Below are 17,656 nucleotides of genomic sequence, written 5' to 3' on the forward strand. Positions count from 1 at the left end.
CGAGGTTTGTAACCTAGTGGGCTAAGTAAAAACCGAGAAACAAAGAGTAAATCGCCCCTAGGCAGAACCCGAAGGGCTGCGCCTGTTTGGTATTGATGCTGCGTTATCGCCTATTTATGGGGAATAACCACACCACATAGGCTCTGCCTTGTCTAAATACTAAACAGACTGCTGCAAATTTAACCTTGAAAGGTCAACAGACCCTAGTATTTATAGGATAAATAACAATGAAAAAATCCTACGTTATTGTTTTAGTAATAATAGTTACCGGCTTGATGTGGTTTTTAGGTAAAGGCAATGCTAGTTATTCAGCTTCGCAAACAACAGCTAAAGAGCATAAAAAAACACCTGAATTTGTAGCTATGCCAGCAAAACCTAAGGTACTAGATGTTAAACCAAGCATAAAAAAAACACCTAAAGAGCAGCATGAGTTTAATGAAGATATAGCTAAAGCAGCATCGGCGGTGGCGCAGCAATATCAACAAAACTTAGTATTCCCGCCTTATTCACAACCTTTAACGGTAAATGATGAAGACCGGCTTAAGCCAAATCAGTTTTTTCCGGTTACTAGCCCAGTGGGGGAGCAGGGCGGGGAGTTAACCTTAAGTTTATCTCAATATCGCTATGTCTATCCGCAAGCGATTAAATTAACCATAAGTGCACAAAATTTAGGTAAAGCACAGGTAACACTCAGTAATACTGATACAAAACAGCTGTTAAAAACACACAGCGGTGTTGCTCGTGACAATGAGCTGGCAATTACGTTTAAAGGTGAGGAGGACTATCCTCGCAATTTACAGTTATTAGTTGAAGCCGACATTGCGGGTAAAATGGTTCCTGTGGTGGCACAAATACAATATATGCCGCCTAGTGCAACCCTAACTAGCTTTGATAACGCATATCCACGTAATGATAATATGATAGTGCCTGCTAATTTAACAGTGATAAAAAGTGGTTTATATCGCTTAAGAGCTAACTTATACAGTGGTACTTCGCCATTAGCACATTTAGTTGCTAAAGCTCGTTTAGATGAGGGCAGCGAACAAATTGATTTTAAAGCGCATTGGTCTGTTTTGCCTAAGCAAACGAATGATTTGCGGTTGAGCGACTTTGTTATTGAACGTATGTCGCCAAGCCCAGGTGAGCGAAACAGCTTTGGGCAAAGTAAAGTGAGTGAGTTTACTATTAAAGATTTTGCTTATGATAGCTTACAGCAGCTGCCTTATCAGGCGAATAAACAAGAATTGCAGAGTTTAGAGTTTTTACAAGGATTAGCTGCCGGTAGGTAGCAGCATAGAACAGAGTGAAGGGTTTGCATTACTGCAAACCCTTAAAAAATTAGCTTAAATTAATTGTAACCACGTCGGCTTGGTCTGTTTCATCTTGTTCAGGATTAACCGGCGCTTTTGGAATATCTGGTTTATCTAGCGCAATGTCGCCACCATCAATAACGTCACCGGTTTGCAGATTAGCAAAATCAAACAATTGGTTATCAGCTAAATGCGAAGGTACAACATTTTGCATGGCAGTAAAAATACTTTCTATACGCCCTGGGTGCTCTTTATTCCATTGTTCTAGCATGTTCTTGGTGTGCTTACGTTGTAGGTTTTCTTGTGAGCCACATAAGTTACACGGAATAATAGGGTAGCCTTGACTAAATGCGTATTGACTAATATCGGCTTCTTTACAATAAGCTAATGGGCGAATAACCATGTGTTCACCATTATCGCTCATTAGTTTAGCCGGCATACTTTTGAGTTTGCCGCCATAAAACATATTTAAAAACAAGGTTTCTATCATGTCATCGCGGTGATGACCCAGTGCGATTTTAGTAGCGCCTAGCTCTTTAGCTGTACGATATAAAATACCACGGCGTAGACGAGAGCAAAGTGAGCACGTTGTTTTACCTTCAGGAATAATATCGGTAACAATACTGTAGGTATCTTCTTCGACAATTTTGTATTCAATATTTAAATTATCAAGGTATTCAGGCAGTACATGCTCAGGGAAGCCTGGTTGTTTTTGGTCAAGGTTAACCGCAAAAAGATCAAACTTAATAGGGGCAACACGCTGTAAATGTTGCAGCATATCGAGCATAGTGTAACTGTCCTTCCCTTATATTGAATAATAATATGCAGAAAATATTTTTTTTATATTATTTACAACAGGTTAAAGGTTTTAAACTTTACAAAAAATAAGGTAACTGTTAACTATGGAAGAAGAATGAAAGATTTGATGTATTTTCAGGCTTATGATGTTTTACAAAACGTGCTATTAGAAATATTCGGGGAGGGTGTTATTTTGCTTTAAAGTTTTCTTTAATTTGACTTAATAACTCTTCCTTCTCGGAGTTATTTAAGTTAGCTATCTGAATTACCAATTCGGCTGTTATGTCGTCTTCACAAAAGAAATAGTTTAGTGGAACTCCTAGTTCTAAAGATATTCTCTTCAGCGTTTTGATGTCAGGTGTGTGTCTACCTTTCTCATAGTGATTCATGCGACTGCTCGCAGAGCTAGAATCAAGACCAATAAGAATCCCCAAATCCTTTTGAGATAAGTTAGCTTTTTTTCTGGCTTTAGCAAGCTGAGTTGGTATGGGGTTAATATATTCCAATGAATTATCATAAAAAACGACTTTATACTTAGATTCTCTAAGTTTTAGTCTATCATGTATACTTAGGAATCCTAAGTGTGTGGGTACTTATGACAAATACTTCTAGAGTGAATATTAAATTACATGAACTTATTGAGACCGGTGCACCAATTATTGAAGTGGCTAGTGAAATTGGAGTTTCTACTAAGCAGTTAAAGGCTTGGATTGCACAGGTTCAAAAAGAAAGTTTTGACACTAACAAAAATAAATTTATTTTGATGAAGGTTGAGGAGCACCTTCAACATACATTAAGAGAAAGGGAAGTGTTATTAAAAGCTGTTAAAATATTTGCTCGAGAAATGAAAGATATATAACTCAATGGCTTATTTCTTATGATATCAACATTTATTATTGTCTTACTGGAATTGACCAGAATAAGGTTAGATGCACTGAGTACTTTAATTAAAAAACTACAGGAATTAGTTTGAGTAGCATATTTCGTCACACAGAAGAAACCACTCTATTTTGTATCGATAGAATATTTCATCTACGCACTAAATGCCGTATAATCTGCGCCAAACTTCTACTTATGTATAACTGCCAGTCACACTGGCCGTGTGGGCAAAACCAATGAACTTACAAGATACCAGAATAGATACGCTTGAACTAAATAAACTTCAAAAAAGACTCAGAAGAAATGTTGGCAATGCTATAACTGAGTATAATATGGTTGAAGATGGGGATGTTGTGATGGCTTGCATAAGTGGAGGGAAAGACTCATTTGCAATGCTTGATATTTTATTGCAGCTTCAGAAGTCAGCCCCAATAAAGTTCGATGTCATTGCGGTTAACTTAGATCAGAAACAACCTGGGTTTCCTGAACATATTTTGCCAGAGTACTTTGAGACATTAGACATTCCTTATTATATAGTGGACAAAGATACATATTCAGTTGTTCGAGAAAAAGTTCCGGAAGGTAAAACTACCTGTGGTCTTTGCTCTCGTCTTCGTCGTGGTACTTTATACTCATTTGCAGAAAAAATTGGTGCGACTAAGCTAGCACTTGGTCATCACATGGATGATATTGTAGAAACTATGTTCTTAAATATGTTTCATGGTTCTCGATTGAAAGCGATGCCTCCAAAACTACGTTCAGATGATGGCCGCAATGTCGTTATTCGTCCTTTATCTTACTGTCGAGAGAAAGATCTTATTACCTACGCTGAACACAAAGGCTACCCTATAATTCCTTGTAATTTATGCGGCTCACAAGAAAACCTACAACGGCAGTCGATTAAAGGGATGTTAATCGATTGGGATAAACAGTCACCAGGCCGTGTTGAAAGTATATTTAAATCTATTCAAAACATTAGCCCAAGCCAGTTAGCTGACAGAGAGCTATTCGATTTTATTAATTTGCCATTAGCAAGAGATGGTGAGCGTGACGCTTACGAATTCAGTGAAGCAACAGTATCATCTTCGAATATAGATGAATCATTATATATAGACGTTACTAATATATAGTTGTAATGGTCAACTAAGTTTGAATTGGCGACTAATTAGATGAATAAATCTTAACTTTTTCTTTCAGGTTTGATTGTTAGGGCTTTATTAGTCTGCATTGATTTGCTTGTTAGGACGTTTTTCAATTAGCAATTTACCTCTTGCTCGATATATCCATGTTCCTTGCATGTCAGATGAGCTTGTGTCGTACTTAAAGCTATCAGTTGTTATATCAAAAACATTCAAAGGATAAGAGCTTAAATAGTTAGGGGTATCTTCGGGTCTACTAATGAAAAGCTTAGGAGGCTCAACAAATGATGGAATTAGCACCACAGTTTCATAAAAATCACGTACCTCAAACTTACCTTCAACTGTAGATAAACCTGTATGTTTTTCAATCGGCTTAAAATTCACAACTTTTATATTAGTCCGCTCTGAAATAGTTTGTTTAACAGTATTAGTAGGAGAAAAGTAAAACCATCCCCAGAAACATACTGTTAACACAACAAAAAATCCAATTAAGCTATAAGTGACAGTTCGTTTCTCGTTGAGAACGAACCTATCGATTATATACCCACCGAATGCTACCAAAGATGCTATGCTGCAAGTTATGTAAAAATATTCCATATATTTCCAGTTAGAGCCCTGACGCTTTGCTAAGCGGCAATAAAATAGCTGGCTAAAATTAGCGAGGAACGAAAAACAGCCAACTGTTATTTTTGATCTTCACCCGATAAAGTGGACACCGTCCACGTTTCAATTAACTGCCAATTCAAACTCGGCAGGTGATTTATATCCTAAACTCGAATGCAATCTCTGTCTATTGTAAAAATAATTTAGGTAAACCTTTAATTTTGATAATAGTTTACCGCTGCTCTCAAATTTATTTCCTCGAATTAAATCTGCTTTAAGCGAATGAAAGAACGACTCGACTTCTGCGTTGTCAGTACAGCACCCAGGCCTATTCATACTGGCTTTGATGTTTTTGCTAGCCAAATACTTTTGTACAACGTGAGCACGGTATTCTGCGCCTCGGTCAGTGTGAAATAATACACTCTCTGTTGGCTGTCGTTTCTTTATCGCAAGCCTTAGCGCCTTTAACGTAAGGTCTGTTGTTTTGTTTTTACCAAACGCCCAGCCGATTACTCGACGTGAATATAAGTCGATAACCACAGCGAGGTAATGCCAACGAGCGCCGACTTTTAAATACGTAATATCGCCAGACCATTGCTGATTGATCCCCGTGGCCTTTTCACTATCTTTGCGTTTGTTTTCTATCTCTTTATAAAAGAACTTCACCTTCGCCGGTTTGCTGTAAGTCTTAAGGGCTCTGGCTCTTAAACCGTTTTCTCGCATTAAGCGGGCAACACGTTTTTGGCTTGTGTTTATACCTTCTTTTTTTAGCGCATGAAATACGCGTGGGCTACCATAGGTTTGATGATTTACATTGAAAACGTGCTTTATCCTCAACAACAAATTAGCATCTGACAGCGCTCTAGCTGATACTGTTCTATCACGCCAAGCATAAAACCCACTACGCGAAACATTAAGCCAAGAACACAAGTATTTTACACCTAAGGCTTGTCCGAATTTTTGGATGAATCCAAATCGTTCTGATGTACTTCCGCCAGATACCGTTGCCACTTTTTTAGCAGGTCATTCTCCTGCTTAAGACGCTCATTTTCTTTCTTAAGCTTTTGAATGTTATCCAGCTCTTTTTTTGTTGGGAATTTACTCATTGTTTCATTGTTGCTTTGATAGCGCGGTACGTTTTTAAACTTACCTTCTCGATACTCTTTTCGCCAACGACTCAGCATTAACGGATGAATATCTAGCGCCTCAGCAACGTCCTTTGACATGACATCGTCTCGTAAGCTTAGTTCGACTGCTTTGATTTTAAAATTAACTGGGTAAAACCATGTCTTTCTTGGTTGAGTATATCTAGGCATTTTAGCCTCCTCAAAGTAATGAGGAGGTGTCCACTAAAACGGGTGAGGAGCATTGTCCGTTTGAGCAACTTGTTATACGCAAACTCAATTATTCTTGCGTTTTTTCTTTGCATACTTAGCTTTGGCAATACGATTTTTCTTATTTAATTTTTTTGCCATCTCCTCTGCGTCGGGAAAGTGCTCTGAATGCTTCCAGCTTACTTCACTTATAAAGTATCGCTTAAAATTAGATAATTCGATATTACAATTATTAATAAAGTATTTTTGCCAGCTAGTACTTAGATAAAACCAAAATGATACAAATAATATTGTTATTTGAAACCATATAGCTTGGTAGGCTTGATATTGACCTGATGAGTTATTCTGTAGGTAGCTAAACGATAAATAAGAAAACAGTAAGACCAGCCCTAGCGTAAAAAACAGTACGGTTTTTCTTACGGGCACTCCTGCTACGGTGATTTTCATTGTGTTCCGTATATTAAATATTGCAACAACTAAGAATGGCACTCCAATGAAAGCCAAATCCACACCAGAGAAGTCATATTTAACAGAATCAGTCCAATATACACAAGCTAAAATAAGTGCTGAAATCGAGCTAACATAAATATTTTCTTTTATAGTATCAAAATATTTTGTATACGTTTTTCCATTTTTCCCCAAAGCTGTATGTATCAAATCACAAACTTCTAAATAGAACATAGGCCAGAATACAACTGTAAAACCTAAGGTGTAGGTAAACTTTAAAAGCTCTAATATTTCAAAATTGAAAAACAATTGAAATGGATTGGTTTGAAATGCAAAGCACGCCCAAACTGACGAAATAATTATAAGTGCTACAATATTGAATCTGTGAAAATACTTCATACTACTCTTTGCGTATAACAGCTTACTGAACACCATTTTGGCGGTTTATAACACCCAAAACGGTGTATATTACATACTCTAATAATTCCACCAATAATTACCTTTGTAAACAAGTAATTAAAACAGCTAGAAATTAAGCATTTTTTTGCCCAAAAACAGCGCTTAATAATGTTATCGGACAAAATTAGGTTTCTACTCAAAATATATAATGTCTGCTATTCACTCAAATAAGCCCCGAAAAATTGCTCACATAGCTATCAAAAGTAAACTTCCGATAACTACCTTTAAAGCCCTATAAACGTAAGTTTGCTTCCGTTTTGTACTTTAAGATTATAAGCCGGTGTCTATTGAAAGCTGGCAAGTTCAAACTAGTTTCTGCCCTAAAAAAAGTAAGGGTAAATACTCTAAATAATTGGCCAAAATCACTATGCCACTACAGTTTATACTAATGCTTCGATATTCAGTAATATTTCAGCTTTACCTCAAGTTAAATGACATGTGGCTCTACCCGTGCTAGGTTATTCAGAGCTGTTTTTCGTATAAAAATATGATTAATTCACAAACTCTTAGGTTATACCTCATATGGATAATGAAAAAATTAATAACAACTACAATTTTCTAATAGAAAAGCCCTCTAAAAAAGACTTGTTTGATAGTGGTAGCCATAGTAGGACAGCTAATGCTGTTTTTAGATCTTTGAAAGATGATAACGGTATCAATGTTGTTGGTGTTGAAGGAAATTTAGGATCGGGTAAAAGTACTGTGCTAGAACTCATTAAAGATATGAGTTTCGAAGAGCAATACGAGTTCGTTGAATTTGATGTCGAGAAATTTCAGCACGGTGCAACTAAAAAAGCTTTAATAGAGAAACTTTATTTGGCTGTAGAAGGGGCTATCTCCTCAAAAGAAGGAAAGGCTAAAGTTGAAAAGGCTAAAAATGTTGCTTTAGGTAATCATTTTGAATATACGTCCAACATTAAAAGCAATATTAACATCTGGATCGTTTGGTTTACGATTTCTTTATTAGTGGGTATAAGACTATTGCCAGACGCTTTAACAGGGCTTGGTAATTTTCTTATTTTTATACTTCAAATAATCATAGATAATTATGAAGTTGCAAATGAGAACTTTAGCTTCAGTGGTCTATCTTTACTTTCCGTAATCTTGGTCTGGCTTCCTTGGCATATTGTAAGATGCGCGCAAAAACGAAAAAAGATTCTTTGGCTTTTTGGAACGCCACCTACAACTGGTGATATTTTTAAAAGAAATAGCAATGACACTATTTCAGAAACTATTGAAATTAACAAAGAAGTAGGTGCCTATGAGTTACAGCAAGCATTGGAGTCCTTTGTTTCTGAGATCCCAGGTGAAAAACGATTTATTTTAGTTCTGGATAACTTGGACCGTGTAACTAAAGAAAAATTGAGAGAAGTGTGGAGTGATATTGAAGTATTTACTTCTATAGCCCAAACTAAAATACAATTATTAATTCCTTATTCAATTACACATGTTGCATCTTCATTATCCTCGGATGAAACCGAAGGAATGGAGTTTATCTCAAAAAGAATACCAATATCATTTAGGGTTGCTCCAATACTATCAGCAGATTGGAAAAGCAGTTGTTCTGATATGATTGCAGAGACAGGTATTACCGTTAAAAATGAAGAGTTAAAAGGAATTCTGACGCTCATAGATCTCTGGACTTATGCTTTTAATACCCAAGTCACCCCTCGCTATATGAAGAAGCTGATAAATTCAGTAGTTAGTATTTTAGCAACCCATAGTGAACGCATTAGTGTAATAACAGCATTTTATTATCAGTTATCAGTTCAAAACTCTGGAGTATCTTCAACTGAAGTGTTGGCCTCAGAATCAACAACTTCAGACATTCAAGAGAAACTAAAAGAAAGTAAGAGAATAATTGAGCGTATTACTGATTTCGAATTGTGGTCTAAAGAACTAGTCTCAATACATTATTTGTCTAGTTATAATGTTGCTGAAAGCGAGATACTTACTAGCCCACTAAGAAGAGCATTAAATAATACGGATATAGAACCATTCGCGGCTAAACAAAGTATTTATGCTTACGACAAAATACTATTAGATTTAATAGATGACGCGGGAACTGATAAATTTATTTCATTGATGTTATTGATGAAAGAGGAAGAAGATGAAAAATATGAAGCTTGGGTTGATAAGTGGTATCCTGACATAAACTCTGCGATAGAAAAGGATACTATGGATATCGAGGATATCGATACATTAGTTTCCTCAACTCAGCAGTTGATAAATTTAGATGTTGAAGTGAGCACGTCTAGAATTGAACGTTATTATAATTCAATAAATGAAACACCTAGTAAAGCTCTTAAGCTCGAAGACATAAACGAAACCCTTGAAGTACTTTACGGGTGTTCACAACTTTTAGAAGACATACCAGACGCAGTTAAAGTTTTTAACGCAAACATGTTCATTGAATATTTGTGGCCTAATCGAAAAAAATTTCCAAACTGGAATATAGGTGTGAGTGAACTGGTAGAAAAGGATATTCAGAGTTTATTCTATGTAGCTAGCAAGGCAGGGGATATAAATAAAGAATTGTTAGAAGCAATCTCAAGTCGTTTTAGATTAGGATGGCTTGATGGGGAGGTTAGATTGACCGACCTTTATTCATTTATGCCTACTGTTGACTCCATTAATGATGGAACAAGCATATTAGAATCAAATTTATACAATAAAGAATGGTACGCCACGAATCAATTCAGTTACTATCATCAAGGGCTTTCTAATATTGAAAAGAAAAACCAAGCTAAGTGGTTAGCCCAAGCGATCTCAAATATGATCTACCATAATACTCCACAGTACATTGATAACTATAAGCCTCATATCGAACTTAATGATGAGTTTCACGAAGAATTGGCAAATTGTTTTGTCGTTACCTGTGATTTCGACATGCTCTTAACCGCGTTAGAACATCAAGAATTAAGAGAGTATGTGTTCAAAGCTATAGGTCAGCTAGTTGTTAATAAACGTGTATTCAGACTTAATATTGAAAAGGTTATTGCCAAATATGACACTCTAAAAACTGTTAATACTATGTCGAGTGAGATAGTCAATTTTCTCGGATCGTGGATTAATCGCTATAAATTTACTTTAAATAAATTAGAGAAAATTAATGAATCTTTCTTGAGGGATGTTATGAATATTGAAATATCTAACTTTTGGCGAGAGAAGCTTTTAGAGTTAATTGGTAATGACGGAAATGCGGATGTTGATTGGTGGATGAAACAAATTCAAGAACCAAGTAATACAATTAGATTAATAGTAGAGGAATGGTACTCTAAAAATAATAAATTATTTATTAAATGTGCGTCATTAAACGATTCGCTGAAACAGTTTTTTTCTGAGTTGTCTAATAACAATATGGAGAGCTTCTCTAATAAAACTTGGGTAAATAGTTTAATTTCTATAATGCCTAAGGCATCTAGTTCTGCTTTGTCTAGGGTATTAAATAAATTAATTGGTATGCCCAGCACTTCATTTAAAGAGGCAGAATGTATCGTAGCAAACTGTGATACTTATGTAGCACTGCAAAAATCGCTGACCAGTGAAGTTACCTTAGCCTTGTTTGAAAATATCGTAACTAACCAACAAATAGCAACATGGTTTGATCTACAACAAATAGATTTTGAAAGCTGGGATCAAGACACAGTGACAGCTTTCGTCACTGAAGTTATTAGATTAGAAGGGGATGGTTTGTGTTTCGAGAAGTTAAATGAAATTGATCGAATTAGAAAAACTAAACAAGATTTGCTAAAACAAGAGACTGAAGAAGAAACAGAAATAACATAATTTAAAAGCCCCTAATTCAACTGAGCGGTCCTTCGGTTCTAAATTGTTTATGTCCAAAAACGAGTTTATCCGACCGTCTGCTTATCGCTCAAAGCCGCCTGTCAGGCGAAGTCTAAACCCGTTCTTTTAAACTGTAAGATCGGATATAAGCTACCACAAATTAGAGATGTCTACGTTAGGCGCAGATGTTTTTAGTTGCAACCATTTGAACTAATTAGATTATTTATAAACGTTTTTTCGTTAAAACTTTCTTTGAGCCCATATTTACCTTTTATGTATTTCCATTTATTTAGGTAATCGCAATGAAAGTGCTTATTTCGGGGCATCCACTTATGTGGCGGCTGAGCTCCTTTAGATTGGTTTGCGTTGTCTTCTACAGCTAAGAGATTTTCAAAGTCGTTGGCAAATGCTCTTCTTTGATCTCGAGTCCAGTATTTACCCCCCATTTCATGGGCATGGGCTAAAGGTACAATATGGTCTATGTCGATATCTGAGGCTTTATAAAATGTTTGAGCAGTGTATGGGTCTATCCATTCACCCCAAGAAACGTTACAGGGCTTATTTCGTTTAAATTTAACAGGTGACTTTGAATCTCTAATGAGTATTTCAGCTCTTGCATCCTGGCAGTCATTATCGGCATCAACCCAATGTGGCCAATCTTTTCTATTATAAGTAAGCGAGCCAATCGCGAAGCCTTTTGGCACTGGTTTAATTATATTTGGCGTACTGGATGTTGGCTTGCTTTTACTACTATGGCAGTGATACTCGTTTCGCTTTTTATCGTTATGGCAACCCTCTGAATTCGTTCGACCACTGTGAGCTGAGGCACTACTGGAGGCCATCAAAGTTAGTATTAATATTAGCGCTTTCATTTAAATTCCTGATACCTTACTTTTTTAACCAATAACGTCACTGTCTAAAACTAGGGTTGATAAATAGACAATAACCGATTTAACTGCATTTTATAATAGGGATGTCTGACCAACGTGTTGTGTAGTGAGGTGATAAGAAAGCACGCTTCATATTCAACGTTTGTGTAAGCTTTTCACTGCCGATTGATAAAGTGCCCACGCCATAACGTTTATTTATAGCATCTAAGCACTCCATCATCCTTGGTTTATCTTCACTGACAGAGAACATGTCAGCTTGTTGGAATAATTCACTCTCTAATTCTATTGCACCAATACCGCAGCGATAAAAGCGCGTATTTACTTTAAAAATATCATTTATGACGTCAGAGACGGCTTTAGCCATAACACTGGTATCCGATGTCGGTATGGGAAACTCATATAGAAGTGATTTTTTATAATAAAATTCTTCGTGAGGTGAGCTGGCAGCAAATATAACGATACGTTTTGCTAAAGAGTGCTGATTCCTCAGTTTGCGGCCAACAATGGCAGCATGCGCAACGAGAGCTGATTTTAGTGTTGTTATATCACAGACTCTTTCACCAAAGCTTCTTGTAGAGTATATCTCTTTTTTATTCTGCTTTACTTCATCCCAACTTAAACACGCAATACCGTTTAATTCGCTGACTGTTCGCTCAACGACAACACTAAACATTCTTCTCATGGCTTTAGGGTTTTGATAAGCGAGCTCCCATGCTGTGTTAATCCCCATGAACTTAAGCTTTTTTCCTAAACGGGAGCCTATGCCCCATACATCAGTGACATCCATTCGCGTCAATATTGCTTGGCGAGAATGCTCATCGTTGATAACAGCAACACCGTTGTAGCCGGACAGCTTTTTAGCTGCATGGTTGGCGGCTTTAGCTAGCGTAGGCGTCGCACCAAACCCAACACCTACGGGTAAGCCAGTTTCACGCCAAACAGCACGGCGTATTGTTTGTCCATAGTTGGCCCAATCATCAATGATTTTAGTGAAGCCAGTAAAGCGAAGGAAAGACTCATCGATACTATATACATAGTGGTCATCACAAAAGCGGTTTATAACCGTCATCATTCTCTCGCTCAAATCAGCATACAGTTCATAGTTTGATGAGCGAACAACTACATTATGTTGCTCTAGGTAGTTTTTAACTTTGAAGTAAGGCTGGAATTTAGGAATATTCAGCTTTCTGGCAATAGGGCATATGGCGCAAATACACCCATCGTTATTTGTTAGAACCACAACTGGTTTAAAGCGAATAGAGGGGTCAAAGACCTTTTCTGCACTCGCATAAAAAGCAACAGCATCTACGAGGGCAAACATCGACTCAACTCGGCTTTATTCTTATGAAGACGAATGCTCGAAGTAACAACACCTTCTAATTTAAAGTCATCATTTTCAGAGATATAAACAGACTGATAGTTTTTAGAAGCAGAAATGAGTAAACGGTTTGTTTTATCTATTATTTTACACACAAAAGTCCCGTTATAACTCGCAACAATCACATCGCCAGTACTCATATTTTCAGCTCTATCAACAACGAGTAAGTCACCATCGAAAATTCCTATATCTTGCATTGATTCACCCGATGCTAAACCAATAAATGTCGCATTAGGGTGCTTTATTATAAGTTCATCGAGCGAAATCCCAAGCTCTGTGTACTCTGCTGCGGGAGACTCAAATCCTGTAATACCGGCCTCTATAAAAAATGGAATAACAAACATACGCACCTCTATACTGTTTATCTATACAGTATAATTCAGCTTGCAAAGCTTACCAAGAAATTTAAATGTTAAATGAGAGCTTAACTAAGCTAATATCGTTCTTACTTCGGCAAAACAATGAGTTATCGAGATTTCATCTTTAATGAGGTGTCACCGTTTCATGAAAACTATTATGTGGAATATTCTTAATTAAAGACTGGCCTAAAAGCCTATTTAGTTATTAACATAAAGGCGGTTTTTTGAGCAAGCTATAAGAAAGCGGAAGAGGGGTAAACTCGTTTTTGTACACTACCGATTTACCAAGCTTTGGAGGTTATGAACATTCGAATAACTTTTCTATTCTGAGCTACAGGAATTATTTGACTAATTACGTATTCCACTATACTAAACATATCTACATGATATTATGTAATAAATACTAATTATCATCTGGGTATATTACTTATGTCGATAGCTTTGACTGGTCAAATTAAATACGATTTTCAAGATCTAGTGTGTGTCCACTATATCCTAAAGTTCTACGATAAGAATGGTACAAAATTTTTAGTTGAGCCAGAGGGAGGAGAAGATGCAGAGTTATGTTTCCTTGATGATACTGGTCAATCAAACAAATTTGAAATTCAGGTGAAAGGCTCTGAAGAACCTGTTGATCACGAAAAAGTTGCTGAATGCCTTGGACATTTCCCTGCTTACGGTGATAATAACTTTTTACTTGAACGCCTTCTTCTAAACAAAAACTCTCGCGCTGTGTTAGTTATGTCCGGTAGAGCAACCGATTCATTGCAAAAATACCTTCCTAAAGGCGACTGGCAGGGAGGCATACATAAAACGACACGTTTCAATCAGCCAGATGCTCAATTAGTTTTAAATGCAGTTAGAGAATATGCTCGTTCATTACCTGAAACTCGTAAAAATAATGCTCGTAGAAACCATATCGTTCAGTTCTTTGAATCAGTAAGTATCAACGATATAAAAGAATCTCTTTCTCGGTTGATTATTATAGACAATACAAGCAAAGATAATCTTACAGATAGCTGCCGAAGGATATTGAGGAGCAACTTTCAGGTACCAGATGATATGTTTAATCATATCATCAATGGCCTATCAACCATTATAAAGGATGGCAAATTATCTCAAAAAGACACAATTGCTCCCTTCTTGCAATATCTAAATGAAAATCCTGTTCTATCCATTCGTCCTAAAAATTATATTCAAAGAGATCAAGAAGGTATTTGGGTAGAGCAGTTAAAAACACATGATTGCCTGCTACTATCAGGAAGACCTAGGGTTGGGAAAAGTAATAGCGCTAAATGGATAGCTTCAGAATTTCAATGTATAGGTTATTCCGTATTGTTGACTCAGCACGTTGACGAAGCAGAACGTTTTCTACTTGATCCAGTACATACTCCTAGATTAGTTGTCCTTGATGATCCATTGGGCGGAATACATCCAGTGAATAAGCCTAATGAAAGCCTTGGACGATTGAAAAGGCTCATTACTAACTTACGAAAAAATAGGAAGTTAATTGTATCCCAAGGACAAGAGCGACTATTAGAGGTTACTGAGACCGAAATGCTTACTGACGCTAGTATTGAAGGGAGGACTTGGGTAGACCTTTCTGATGTAAGCGTTGGACTTCTTCTTAGTCATTGGGATACTTTAGGAAGAGAGTTTTCTATTTCAAAAAATCTTTTCAATACTGTACGCAACTCATTAATAGAAGGAAAAATTAATATTGAACTAGGGTGCTTGACTTATTTGGCAGCTGAAAATGAAAAGATTAATGATACTTCAAATATAGATCAAATATTGCGCTTTGCTCGTAAGGATGCAGTTGATTTGGGTAAGGCTCTAGATCAAGAAGGGTGCAAGAATATATTAATGGGGTTAGCAATAACTAGTAGTAATCTAGAGCCTGTCAGTGAAACAGATCTTGCTTATTCGTTAGCGAATAGTGAGGAAAACTTTCATGGTTATTCGGATATAGTCTCAACTTATGCTTCTTTTGGTAAAACAAAGGTTAGCAAAACTCACATTTTCCCCAAATACCAACCTAAACCAAAACTTTCACAAGATGATTCAGATAGTCTTGATTTATTAGAACAACGCTGCATGGCTGAGTTTAATGATAGTGACGAAGCTACTTTTTCTCATCCATTCTACCGTTCTGCGGCTGAGTCATTATTCAACTTTAAGGCTCGAAAGGCATTCCCTAGGATAGAACAGATTCTAGAAAACGGCATTTTTTGTCTATCCCCATCTACAGCAAGAGCGAGCGCTAGAAACCTTAACTGGATTTACGAGCGGGTAAAAAAAGACTCTGATAAAATTAAAGTATTTGAGCTTGCAAAACGTGGACTAAACTCTAGCTATCCGTCGGTGAGAGATATCTGTTTTGAGTTCTTAATTGACAATATGTCTAGATTTCCAGATGAATGTGAGATTGAGCAAAGTAAATGGATAAATAAAGTTAATGGGGGAGACCTACAAGTTTTGGAGTGGCTAGATGGACAACCGTGGTATCCAATGGGTAAGGGTATTAACTTGGAATACTCTTGGTCGAATGCCTTCGGTGAAGATAAGAGTATTAATATCCTTTCTGACATTCATAATGATACTTTGAAAGTAATTACTCCTAAAGATGCATTTGATGTACTAACGTACTTAGAAAACAAACCTGAAGAGTTAACACATAGCGCTATATCACGCATATTAAGTATTAACGAAGGTTTGGTTCGAGCACTAGCTGTAAAAATTTGGCTTCAAATAAACCGAGAAAATGATTGCGATATACTTGCTCGTATTTTTAGCGATAAACATCCTGCAGTGGCTGAATCAATATTTAAATCGACAATACGATCTTGGAACGAATATAATTTCGAACGCCAGAATTACTTTTTTTCAGAGTTAGTAAAATTAGCAGCTCAGCCAGTGTTAGCGAATGCGATCATTGATGACCTTGTAGTATTTGAACGTCCCCATAGAATGGGAGAAAACCCTCCGTGGGAAGTGTTTGCTAAACTCTTACCAATCGCATTATCATCTCTTCCACATAACGTTAATTTAAAATTCACACGTTTAGATTGTGTAGTAAATGAAGCCATAAGAATATTAGACTTAGAGCTTACAATTCCTATTATTGATGGCTGGATAACTCTACTTGAGAAGATTTCAATCAAAAAAATACCAGATGATTATGCCCTCGCAGTTACAGATACATTGATAAAAATAACTAAATCAAATGATGAAGCTAGAAGAGGTCTCATCAGCCGGTTGTTGTCCTTAAATGGAACTGGGGGTCTCGTGCGCGTTATTTCAGATTTAATGTATGATTGGGATGTATTGACAAATGAAGAGCAAGAGCTTGTTATTGAACGTATATGCATGGATAGTGAAGATAGATATTGGCGACAAGCGGCAGTATTAACTTCACGTAGAGCTCCTAATGAGCTGATAAAATTAATTATTCCTAATTGGTGTAGTCAAACTTCAGATATGTTGCAAGCTGAGGAACTCTTAGATTTACCTCCTAAACTTCTATCATCAGCGGTCAAAATGTATATTGGAGAACCACAACCATTGTGGTGGATTGGCACCCATCATCGAGAACAAAACGTTTGGCCGAGGGTCATTGAGTTGATTGCACAAGAGCCTTCACATCCACTTTTTAAACAGGCGTTTAATCAACTATTATCGCATGGAGCTTGTACAGAGCTATGCTCAGTTATTAATAATTGGGGTGCGAGTCACTCAGATGTATTTTTTGAACTAATGTTTCAATATAAGCTTGATACAAGTGGGGAATTTATGCCCGAAGTTTGGGAAGCTTTATTTCAAACGGCTTCAAGTGAGACGTGCTCAAAATGGATAGAGCAAATGGCATCACACTCATTGACTATTTTAGATTCATTATATGAGGCTAAAGAATGGGTACCGAAAGAATTCTTAAATAAATTTTATTCTCATTTTGAAAGTGACGAATTAATTACAAAAGCCCTCGTTCAACTTTCTCGAGTAAAAGCTGAAATGCCGGAATCCTTGACTACAGAGTATCTACAAGCAGCTTCGACTTTAATAATGAGATTGTTTGCTGAAGAACCACCATTACACTATGACACATGTGACTTTGCGAAAGAACAATTTTACAAGTTAGGATATTCATCTCATGAAGTCCAATTTATTCAGGAAAGGCGTGATGAGTTAATGAAGGAGTTAGATATGCCCAGAATTTACAATGAACCTGAAAAAATAACAGATTGGGTTTTTTAAGAGATATGTCTATTTAT

At 36.6% G+C, this 17,656-nt stretch carries 12 protein-coding genes and 1 pseudogene; 5 read left to right on the plus strand and 8 right to left on the minus strand.

Going from position 1 to position 17,656, the window contains the following annotated elements:
- The first annotated feature begins 227 nt into the window (after nt 1–227).
- Nucleotides 228–1,289: a hypothetical protein gene (locus CWB75_RS13055; RefSeq protein WP_138570878.1), complete on the plus strand. Its 1,062-nt coding sequence runs from the start codon at nt 228–230 to the stop codon at nt 1,287–1,289.
- A gap of 49 nt (nt 1,290–1,338) precedes the next feature.
- Here the strand turns inward: CWB75_RS13055 and ttcA (CWB75_RS13060) are convergent.
- Nucleotides 1,339–2,115, minus strand: a pseudogene (ttcA, locus tag CWB75_RS13060) (tRNA 2-thiocytidine(32) synthetase TtcA); the annotation flags it as partial.
- 181 nt (nt 2,116–2,296) lie between these two features.
- Entirely contained in the window at nt 2,297–2,614 is a 318-nt protein-coding gene (locus CWB75_RS13065) for a helix-turn-helix domain-containing protein (RefSeq protein ID WP_138570879.1), read from the minus strand.
- Between the two features lie 89 nt (nt 2,615–2,703).
- On the opposite strand from CWB75_RS13065, the gene CWB75_RS13070 reads away from it, so the two are divergent.
- Nucleotides 2,704–2,967 (plus strand): transposase, encoded by a 264-nt coding sequence (locus tag CWB75_RS13070; protein WP_138570880.1) that lies wholly within the window; start codon nt 2,704–2,706, stop codon nt 2,965–2,967.
- 256 nt (nt 2,968–3,223) lie between these two features.
- On the plus strand, nt 3,224–4,117 hold the full coding sequence (gene ttcA / locus CWB75_RS13075) for a tRNA 2-thiocytidine(32) synthetase TtcA (protein ID WP_138570881.1): 894 nt from the start codon (nt 3,224–3,226) through the stop codon (nt 4,115–4,117).
- Nucleotides 4,118–4,204: 87 nt separating this feature from the next.
- On the opposite strand, the gene CWB75_RS13080 is transcribed toward ttcA (CWB75_RS13075), so the two are convergent.
- The 3 genes from CWB75_RS13080 to CWB75_RS13090 form a co-directional block, all read right to left on the minus strand.
- Nucleotides 4,205–4,723 (minus strand): hypothetical protein, encoded by a 519-nt coding sequence (locus CWB75_RS13080; protein WP_138570882.1) that lies wholly within the window; start codon nt 4,721–4,723, stop codon nt 4,205–4,207.
- 129 nt (nt 4,724–4,852) lie between these two features.
- Nucleotides 4,853–6,045, minus strand: a protein-coding gene (locus tag CWB75_RS13085) for an IS3 family transposase (RefSeq protein ID WP_138570883.1) whose coding sequence is annotated in 2 segments (ribosomal slippage) — nt 4,853–5,737 and nt 5,740–6,045 — 1,191 coding nt in all. Because the reading frame shifts where the segments join, the coding sequence is not laid out codon by codon here.
- 84 nt (nt 6,046–6,129) lie between these two features.
- Nucleotides 6,130–6,909 (minus strand): hypothetical protein, encoded by a 780-nt coding sequence (locus CWB75_RS13090; RefSeq protein WP_138570884.1) that lies wholly within the window; start codon nt 6,907–6,909, stop codon nt 6,130–6,132.
- Between the two features lie 582 nt (nt 6,910–7,491).
- On the opposite strand from CWB75_RS13090, the gene CWB75_RS13095 reads away from it, so the two are divergent.
- On the plus strand, nt 7,492–10,758 hold the full coding sequence (locus CWB75_RS13095) for a P-loop NTPase fold protein (protein WP_138570885.1): 3,267 nt from the start codon (nt 7,492–7,494) through the stop codon (nt 10,756–10,758).
- A 191-nt stretch (nt 10,759–10,949) separates the two neighbouring features.
- Here CWB75_RS13095 and CWB75_RS13100 read toward each other — a convergent pair whose 3' ends face one another.
- From CWB75_RS13100 to umuD, 3 genes are all read right to left on the minus strand, one after another.
- Nucleotides 10,950–11,630, minus strand: coding sequence for an HNH endonuclease (locus CWB75_RS13100; protein WP_212750902.1), 681 nt, complete (start codon nt 11,628–11,630; stop codon nt 10,950–10,952).
- Nucleotides 11,631–11,709: 79 nt separating this feature from the next.
- Nucleotides 11,710–12,969, minus strand: coding sequence for a Y-family DNA polymerase (locus tag CWB75_RS13105; RefSeq protein WP_138570886.1), 1,260 nt, complete (start codon nt 12,967–12,969; stop codon nt 11,710–11,712).
- A complete protein-coding gene (gene umuD, locus CWB75_RS13110) occupies nt 12,954–13,370 on the minus strand; it encodes a translesion error-prone DNA polymerase V autoproteolytic subunit (protein ID WP_138570887.1) in 417 nt (138 codons plus the stop codon). Before umuD ends, CWB75_RS13105 begins: the two co-directional genes overlap by 16 nt.
- A gap of 444 nt (nt 13,371–13,814) precedes the next feature.
- Here umuD and CWB75_RS13115 point away from each other — a divergent pair, with 444 nt between their 5' ends.
- Nucleotides 13,815–17,639: an nSTAND3 domain-containing NTPase gene (locus CWB75_RS13115; protein WP_138570888.1), complete on the plus strand. Its 3,825-nt coding sequence runs from the start codon at nt 13,815–13,817 to the stop codon at nt 17,637–17,639.
- Nucleotides 17,640–17,656: the final 17 nt, after the last annotated feature.

The sequence above is a fragment of the Pseudoalteromonas sp. S1608 genome, assembly GCF_005887265.1.
In the GTDB taxonomy this organism is placed as follows: Bacteria; Pseudomonadota; Gammaproteobacteria; order Enterobacterales; family Alteromonadaceae; genus Pseudoalteromonas; species Pseudoalteromonas undina.

Bases quoted from the DNA above. Each gene is read 5' to 3' on its own strand.
- CWB75_RS13055 (WP_138570878.1), top strand. From the start codon at position 228: ATGAAAAAATCCTACGTTATTGTTTTAGTAATAATAGTTACCGGCTTG.
- CWB75_RS13070 (WP_138570880.1), top strand. From the start codon at position 2,704: ATGACAAATACTTCTAGAGTGAATATTAAATTACATGAACTTATTGAG.
- ttcA (WP_138570881.1), top strand. From the start codon at position 3,224: ATGAACTTACAAGATACCAGAATAGATACGCTTGAACTAAATAAACTT.
- CWB75_RS13080 (WP_138570882.1), bottom strand. From the start codon at position 4,723: ATGGAATATTTTTACATAACTTGCAGCATAGCATCTTTGGTAGCATTC.
- CWB75_RS13090 (WP_138570884.1), bottom strand. From the start codon at position 6,909: ATGAAGTATTTTCACAGATTCAATATTGTAGCACTTATAATTATTTCG.
- CWB75_RS13095 (WP_138570885.1), top strand. From the start codon at position 7,492: ATGGATAATGAAAAAATTAATAACAACTACAATTTTCTAATAGAAAAG.
- CWB75_RS13100 (WP_212750902.1), bottom strand. From the start codon at position 11,630: ATGAAAGCGCTAATATTAATACTAACTTTGATGGCCTCCAGTAGTGCC.
- CWB75_RS13105 (WP_138570886.1), bottom strand. From the start codon at position 12,969: ATGTTTGCCCTCGTAGATGCTGTTGCTTTTTATGCGAGTGCAGAAAAG.
- umuD (WP_138570887.1), bottom strand. From the start codon at position 13,370: ATGTTTGTTATTCCATTTTTTATAGAGGCCGGTATTACAGGATTTGAG.
- CWB75_RS13115 (WP_138570888.1), top strand. From the start codon at position 13,815: ATGTCGATAGCTTTGACTGGTCAAATTAAATACGATTTTCAAGATCTA.